The sequence below is a fragment of the Acidisoma cellulosilyticum genome (assembly GCF_020621385.1).
Classification (GTDB): domain Bacteria; phylum Pseudomonadota; class Alphaproteobacteria; order Acetobacterales; family Acetobacteraceae; genus Acidisoma; species Acidisoma cellulosilyticum.
Genome location: NZ_JAESVA010000022.1, coordinates 2,501 through 10,000 on the forward strand (window position 1 = coordinate 2,501; position 7,500 = coordinate 10,000).

The window sequence follows — 7,500 nt, forward strand, 5'->3', positions numbered from 1 at the left end:
GTGTTCTTTAAATCGTGAATCAGGGTTTGGCGCATCTGCGCGAATTTGTTGCATGTCTGACCGGACGAGGGCGTAAGCCCGGATCCCCGCAGCAAGTTTGTTCAGAAGCGTGAGAGAATGGATGTGCATATTTGTGCGTCTGTTCGGAAGAAGGATTGTTCTCGCAACGCCTTTGGACGGACAGCATCTGGATGGGGATAGGTCCTCTTGTGCAAAGCTTCGGCTTTGGATGGGTTGGATGGTTCCTGTGCAAGGTGGGGACGAACCTTCCCTAGAAGGTTTGTCCGCGAGGCAATGAGCATGAGAAGGGCGTTCGGTGGATGCCTTGGCACCAGGAGGCGATGAAGGACGTGGCACGCTGCGAAAAGCCATGGGGAGCCGCGAGCAGGCGTTGATCCATGGATATCCGAATGGGGAAACCCACCCAGCGATGGGTATCCTAACCTGAATACATAGGGTTAGGAGGCGAACCCGGGGAACTGAAACATCTCAGTACCTGGAGGAAAAGACATCAACAGAGATTCCGTCAGTAGTGGCGAGCGAAAGCGGATCAGGCCAGTGGTTATAAGCGAGTGAGCAGAACGGTCTGGAAAGTCCGGCCTGAGCGGGTGATAGCCCCGTATGCGGTGAGTTTGCTTATAATCCTTGAGTAGGGCGGGACACGTGAAATCCTGTCTGAACGTAGGGGGACCACCCTCTAAGCCTAAATACTCCCTGGTGACCGATAGTGAACAAGTACCGTGAGGGAAAGGTGAAAAGCACCCCGACGAGGGGAGTGAAAGAGACCTGAAACCGGACGCCTACAAGCAGTCGGAGCCGCAACTGCGGTGACGGCGTACCTTTTGTATAATGGGTCAGCGAGTTTCTGTTTGCAGCGAGCTTAAGCCGTTAGGTGTAGGCGTAGCGAAAGCGAGTCTGAATAGGGCGACAAGTTGCAGGTAGAAGACCCGAAACCGAGTGATCTAGCCATGGCCAGGCTGAAGGTGCGGTAACACGCACTGGAGGGCCGAACCCACGCCTGTTGAAAAAGTCGGGGATGAGCTGTGGCTAGGGGTGAAAGGCCAATCAAACTCGGAAATAGCTGGTTCTCCGCGAAATCTATTGAGGTAGATCGTCGGGTGTTTACCCTGGGGGGTAGAGCACTGGATGGGCTAGGGGGGCCCAAAGCCTTACCAAACCTAACCAAACTCCGAATACCCAGAAGTATAGCCCGGCAGACAGACCATGGGTGCTAAGGTCCGTGGTCGAGAGGGAAACAGCCCAGACCGCCAGCTAAGGTCCCCAAGTTGTGGCTAAGTGGGAAAGGATGTGGGAATTCCAAAACAACCAGGAGGTTGGCTTAGAAGCAGCCATCCTTTAAAGAAAGCGTAATAGCTCACTGGTCTAATAGAAATCCTGCGCCGAAAATGTAACGGGGCTCAAGCCACACACCGAAGCTGCGGGTGTAGAGTGATCTACGCGGTAGCGGAGCGTTCTGTAGGCCTGCGAAGGGAGATGGGGTGACCCCTCCTGGAGGTATCAGAAGTGCGAATGCTGACATGAGTAGCGACAAACAGTGCGAGAAACACTGTCGCCGAAAGTCCAAGGGTTCCTGCGCAAGGTTAATCCGCGCAGGGTTAGCCGGCCCCTAAGGTGAGGGCGAAAGCCGTAGTCGATGGGAATCAGGTGAATATTCCTGAGCCTGCTGGAAGTGACGAATGCAAGATGTTGTCAGAACTTATTGGATTGTTCTGGCTTTTGGCGCATTCCAGGAAATAGCTCCAGCATATAGACCGTACCCGAAACCGACACAGGTGGACTGGTAGAGAATACCAAGGCGCTTGAGAGAACCATATCGAAGGAACTAGGCAAATTGCTCGCGTAACTTCGGGATAAGCGAGACCCGTCTTTGGGCAACCATGGGCGGGTGGCACAGAGCAGGGGGTAGCGACTGTTTAGTAAAAACACAGGGCTCTGCGAAATCGAGAGATGACGTATAGGGTCTGACGCCTGCCCGGTGCCGGAAGGTTAAGAGGAGGTGTGCAAGCACTGAATTGAAGCCCCGGTAAACGGCGGCCGTAACTATAACGGTCCTAAGGTAGCGAAATTCCTTGTCGGGTAAGTTCCGACCTGCACGAATGGCGTAACGACTTCCCCACTGTCTCCGGTATGGGCTCAGCGAAATTGAATTCCCCGTGAAGATGCGGGGTACCCGCGGTCAGACGGAAAGACCCTATGAACCTTTACTGCAGCTTTGCAGTGGCATCAGGGGAGCACTGTGTAGGATAGGTGGGAGGCTTTGAAGCCGGGGCGCTAGCTCTGGTGGAGCCATCCTTGAAATACCACCCTGGGCGCTTCTGATGTCTAACTGAGACCGGTTATCCCGGTTCAGGACCCTGCATGGTGGGCAGTTTGACTGGGGCGGTCGCCTCCCAAAGTGTAACGGAGGCGCGCGATGGTGGGCTCAGGCCGGTCGGACATCGGCTGCTGAGTGCAATGGCATAAGCCCGCCTGACTGTGAGAGCGACAGCTCGATCAGAGACGAAAGTCGGCCATAGTGATCCGGTGGTCCCGCGTGGAAGGGCCATCGCTCAACGGATAAAAGGTACTCTAGGGATAACAGGCTGATCTCCCCCAAGAGTCCACATCGACGGGGAGGTTTGGCACCTCGATGTCGGCTCATCACATCCTGGGGCTGGAGCAGGTCCCAAGGGTTCGGCTGTTCGCCGATTAAAGTGGTACGTGAGCTGGGTTTAGAACGTCGTGAGACAGTTCGGTCCCTATCTGCCGTGGGTGAAGGAGACTTGAGAGGATTTGTCCCTAGTACGAGAGGACCGGGATGAACATACCTCTGGTGCACCGGTTGTCACGCCAGTGGCACAGCCGGGTAGCTAAGTATGGACGGGATAACCGCTGAAAGCATCTAAGCGGGAAACCCACCTCAAAACTAGGTCTCCCTGAGGGTCGTGGTAGACCACCACGTCGATAGGCCGGATGTGAAAGCGCGGTAACGCGTTCAGCTAACCGGTCCTAATCACCCGATAGGCTCATTACAAATTACTCACCACCTCGCACAGCAATCATCTAACCGATCGCTGATAACAGATGACAAACACACACAAATAAGCACATCCAAATCTCTCAAACCAAAACGCTAGAGCCGTTAAGCAAGATCTTCTTTTCTATAGAAAAGAAACAAAAGATTTTCATTCCTTAAAGAATAGAAGTTTTTTGGTTCTTTTTTTCAAAAAAGAAAACCTTCCTGCGCTCGCGCCAGACCCACGTTCACCACACCCAAAGGGTGGGTTGGACGACCTGGTGGCCATAGCGGGGAGCCCGCACCCGATCCCATCCCGAACTCGGCCGTGAAAAACCCCAGCGCCCATGGTACTGCGTCTTAAGGCGCGGGAGAGTAGGTCGCCGCCAGGTCATCCAACCCACCCTTTACCGTTTAAAACTCACCCCCGCGGGGTGGAGCAGCCCGGTAGCTCGTCAGGCTCATAACCTGAAGGTCACAGGTTCAAATCCTGTCCCCGCAACCATAACTAGACCAACCCCGACATCTTCCAGATGCCGGGGTTTTATTTTGTCGATTGTTCATGACTAAGTCTGTTAGACTAAGTCTAGGCTGACGGAATAGTAAGATGCGAAGTGTGAATATCCATGAGGCTAAGACCCATCTTTCCCGTCTGATTGACGAGGCCCTGGTGCATGGGGAAGGCTTTATCATCGCCAAGGCAGGACGCCCGGCGGTGCGGGTCTTGCCGATAACGGCGCCTGAGGCGCACCAAATCCGGCGGCTTGGTTTTCTCACCGGCCATGTTCAGGTGCCGGATGATTTCAACCGGATGGGACAAGAGGTCATTGAGACAATGTTCGACGGCGAGGCATGAAGCTTCTCCTCGACACGCATCTGCTGCTCTGGGCCGCCGGCATGCCGGAAAAGCTGTCGATGGATGCCCTCACTCTGATGGAAGACGCGCAGAATACGCTCGTCTTCAGTGTTGCAAGCCTGTGGGAGGTTGCCATCAAAGCCGGGCTGGGGCGGACAGATTTTCGTGTCGATCCGCATCTTCTGCGGCGCGGGTTGATTGAAAACGGCTATGAGGAACTGCCGATCACGGGGCGGCACGCCCTTGCCGCTGGTGCGCTGCCCACCCTTCATCGCGATCCCTTCGACCGCATGCTGGTCGCGCAGGCCCAAGCCGAAGGCATGCTGCTCTTGACCCATGATCCCGCCGTGCAGGCCTATCCTGGGCCGATCCGCCTCGTCTGATAACGGATAAGTAAGCCTGCCCGGTTTATCGCGACAACGTCTGCGTCGCGGTCATTGTCAGCGGGAGACGTTAACCGATTTTGAAGAAATGCTGAAGCGCGCCATCCGGAACCATTTTGGTAGGGTGAGCGATCACCTCTGGAATGGAGGCCGGTTCCGTGACGCGCGCGACGCGCTGTTGCGGCGGCGATGCGTTTGCATCGTGCTTTCATTGTTGCCGGCGCCTATGCGTTGAAACCATCCCTCAATACGATTGCCAGGGCGGCGCTCGGCGACCCGGATGCATCTAAGCCGACGGTGCGGCATTGGGGTGTATTCTTTCTCCTCGTTCCGGTCGTGTCGACGACCTTTGCTTCGATCGGCCGGATGTTCAGCGGATTTGAGGCATCATCGATTGGCTGGCTGCTGATCGATGAGGCAGGACAAGCCGCACCGCAACAGGCTGTTGGCGCCGTTTGGCGGGCAAGGCGCGCGGTTGTCATTGGTGATCCGCTGCAGATCAAGCCCGTCGCCAGCTTGCCCAAGCGCACGACGCGGTTGATTTTCCAAGGTCAGGGTATCGATCCTACGCGCTGGACCGCACCTGACGAGTCCGTGCAGACGCTGGCCGACCGTGCAAGTTCTATACAGGGGCATTTCCCGGTTGAGGATGGGGCCGCCGGGCAGGAGATGCGCGTGACCGGCATTCCGCTGCTGGTGCACCGACGGTGCGACCGGCCCATGTTTGATCTTGCAAATCATATTGCCTATGCCGATCGAATGGTTTTTGCGACCGCCGCGGGGCCATCCGCTTTACGTGGCCTTCTCGGTGATACGGCTTGGATCGATGTCGACGCGCCGACGAGCGACAAATGGGTTCGAGAGGAGGGATTGCTCATTGCCCGAGCCATAGCGGCGCTCTGTTCCCGCCTTGCTGAAGCACCCGATCTCTATGTGATTTCACCGTTTCGGGCACCGTCCTTCGAATTGCGCAAGCTGTTGCTCCAGACGCCGGGTATCCTGCCCGGGCGCCCATCGAAGGAGCGCGCGGATTGGATCGAAAAGCGGGTCGGAACGGTCCATACCTTTCAGGGTAAGGAGGCCGAGGCCGTCATCCTGATGCTCGGGGCGGGAAGGGGCGCTAAACCCGGTGCCCGCAGTTGGGCTGGCAGCACGCCCAATCTTCTGAGCGTGGCGGCGACGCGGGCAAAACGTGGTCTCTATATCCTCGGCAACCGCGAGGAGTGGCAGGCCAGTGGAAAAGTTTTTGACGAAGTAGCGCGACGCCTTCCGGTCAAGGACGGGCAGGACTGGTTGAGGGCATTGCTCTTATCGGATTGTCCCGACTAAAGCGTTTCCTGTTCGCTCACGCTCACAGACGCCGCTCTAGATTATTGTTTTTGCGAGCATCTTCATCCGGCCAGATGGTTCCATCTGACCGGGATCTGCTCCAGAACGCCGCTTTTGGGTGATCGCCCGACAAAGTCATGACAAGTCTCTCGCGCCGTGTTATGAAGGCTGCCAAGGAGACAAGCATGGCCAGCGCTACCCGTTCTGAAAAGCTCGATCTGCGACTGACATCCGAGTCCAAGCGCATGCTGCACGCGGCCGCGCGGGCCTCGCAGCGGTCGGTCAGCGACTTCGTGCTGGAAAGCGCTCTCGCCCGTGCGCAGGAGACGCTGCCCGATCGCCAGCATTTTGGCCTGGATGCGGCACAGTGGGAGGCGTTTTTGACAGCGCTCGACGCGCCGGCCCGCCCGCTGCCGCGGCTCGGCCGCTTGCTCGCCACGCCGAGCGTCTTCGAGCAGGACAAGTCCGGCCCGGCCAGCGATAGCTGACCCATGGGCTTTCAAATCGAGAAACTGCGGCGCGATCATCGCGTTGACGGTTTTGACTGCGGGAAGGAGCCGCTTAACCGCTTCCTCATCCGCTTCGCCCTGCAAAGCCAGCTCTCTCACAGCGCCCAGACCTATCTCGCCCTGCAGGGAGAGGCGGTGGTCGGCTATTACACGCTGACCTTCGGTGACGTGAATTTTGACGATGCGCCCGAACGGCTGCGCAAAGGCGTCCCCCGGCATCCGATTCCCCTGATGATCCTGGCGCGTCTCGCGGTCGCGACCGGTTGGGGCGGGCAGGGGCTCGGGTCAGGCCTGCTGAAAGATGCTTTGGGGCGGACGCTGGCGGCGGCCGAGATCGCCGGGCTGCGCGCCTTCGCCGTTCACGCCAAGGATGAGGAAGCCCGCGCCTTCTACGCGCATTTCGACTTCATCCCGGCGCCGAGCGACCCCATGCATCTTTTCGTGCTGCTCAAGGATATCAGACCCCGGTTCTGACCGGCGCCTCAGCGCCAGCCGAGGCCAGGCGCCACATGGGTGAGAATGGCCTCGATGACATGGGCGTTATAGGCGACGCCCAGCTGATTGGGCACCGTCAGCAGCAGCGTATCGGCTTCGGCGATCGCCTCATCCTGCCGCAGCTGCGCGATGAGCTTATCCGGCTCGTCCGCATAGCTGCGGCCGAAGATGGCGCGGGTCTTGTCGTCAATGAAGCCGACCTGATCCTCACTCTCCCCGCTGCGGCCGAAATAGGCGCGGTCATGGTCGTTGACGATGGCGAAGATGCTGCGGCTGACGGAGACGCGCGGCGTGCGGGTATGGCCGGCCTCGGCCCAGGCGGCACGGAAGGCGCGGATTTGCGCGGCCTGCTGAATATGGAAGGGCTCGCCCGTTTCATCATCCTTGAGCGTCGAGCTTTGCAGGTTGAGACCGCGCTGTGCGGCCCAAACCGCCGTCGCATTCGACCCCGCCCCCCACCAGATGCGTTCGCGCAGTCCCTCCGCATGCGGCTCCAGACGTAGAAGGCCCGGTGGATTGGGGAACATGGGGCGCGGATTGGGTTGCGCGAAGCCCTTGCCCTGCAGGGTATTCAGGAAGACCTCCGTATGACGGCGCGCCATATCCTGGTCGGTCTCGCCCTCGACGGGCTGATAGCCGAAATAACGCCAGCCATCGATGACCTGTTCCGGGGAGCCGCGGCTGAGGCCAAGCTGCAGCCGGCCGCCGGCGATGAGATCGGCCGAGCCTGCATCCTCTGCCATATAGAGAGGGTTCTCGTAGCGCATATCGATGACGGCGGTGCCGAGCTCGATCCGCTGCGTTTTGGCGCCGACGGCGGCGAGCAGCGGGAAGGGTGCGGCGAGCTGGCGGGCGAAGTGATGCACGCGGAAATAGGCACCGTCGGCGCCAAGCTCCTCCGCCGCGACGGCA

General features: G+C 58.6%; 6 protein-coding genes, 1 tRNA gene and 2 rRNA genes (1 of these 9 running past the window's edge). 8 read left to right on the plus strand and 1 reads right to left on the minus strand.

Annotation, left to right across the window (positions count from 1 at the left end; all coding sequences use genetic code 11):
* The first annotated feature begins 293 nt into the window (after positions 1–293).
* The 8 genes from ACELLULO517_RS27750 to ACELLULO517_RS27785 all read left to right on the plus strand — a co-directional run bounded on the left by ACELLULO517_RS27750 (position 294) and on the right by ACELLULO517_RS27785 (position 6,567).
* Positions 294–3,033: ribosomal RNA gene (locus tag ACELLULO517_RS27750) — 23S ribosomal RNA — on the plus strand.
* Between the two features lie 260 nt (positions 3,034–3,293).
* Positions 3,294–3,408 (plus strand): 5S ribosomal RNA (rrf, locus tag ACELLULO517_RS27755).
* A 36-nt stretch (positions 3,409–3,444) separates the two neighbouring features.
* Positions 3,445–3,521, plus strand: a tRNA-Met gene (locus ACELLULO517_RS27760).
* Positions 3,522–3,623: 102 nt separating this feature from the next.
* Complete coding sequence (locus ACELLULO517_RS27765; RefSeq protein WP_227310780.1) at positions 3,624–3,872, plus strand: type II toxin-antitoxin system Phd/YefM family antitoxin; 249 nt, start codon at positions 3,624–3,626, stop codon at positions 3,870–3,872.
* Positions 3,869–4,255: a type II toxin-antitoxin system VapC family toxin gene (locus ACELLULO517_RS27770; RefSeq protein WP_227310781.1), complete on the plus strand. Its 387-nt coding sequence runs from the start codon at positions 3,869–3,871 to the stop codon at positions 4,253–4,255. The genes ACELLULO517_RS27765 and ACELLULO517_RS27770 overlap by 4 nt, the downstream gene beginning before the upstream one ends.
* Before the next feature lie 189 nt (positions 4,256–4,444).
* Positions 4,445–5,584, plus strand: a complete 1,140-nt coding sequence (locus ACELLULO517_RS27775; RefSeq protein ID WP_227310782.1) for a DEAD/DEAH box helicase — start codon at positions 4,445–4,447, stop codon at positions 5,582–5,584.
* Between the two features lie 185 nt (positions 5,585–5,769).
* The gene (locus ACELLULO517_RS27780; RefSeq protein WP_227310783.1) at positions 5,770–6,072 is read left to right on the plus strand and encodes a type II toxin-antitoxin system TacA family antitoxin; all 303 of its coding nucleotides are present in this window, start codon (positions 5,770–5,772) and stop codon (positions 6,070–6,072) included.
* A gap of 3 nt (positions 6,073–6,075) precedes the next feature.
* Positions 6,076–6,567 carry a GNAT family N-acetyltransferase gene (locus ACELLULO517_RS27785; protein WP_227310784.1) on the plus strand — a complete coding sequence of 164 codons (492 nt, stop codon included), beginning with the start codon at positions 6,076–6,078 and terminating at the stop codon, positions 6,565–6,567.
* Between the two features lie 8 nt (positions 6,568–6,575).
* On the opposite strand, the gene ACELLULO517_RS27790 is transcribed toward ACELLULO517_RS27785, so the two are convergent.
* Positions 6,576–7,500: the 3' portion of an LLM class flavin-dependent oxidoreductase gene (locus ACELLULO517_RS27790; RefSeq protein WP_227310785.1), read on the minus strand. It continues 98 nt past the right edge of the window; 925 of the gene's 1,023 nt are visible here — the last part of the coding sequence; its start codon lies off the right edge, out of view — the gene reads right to left on this strand; its stop codon occupies positions 6,576–6,578.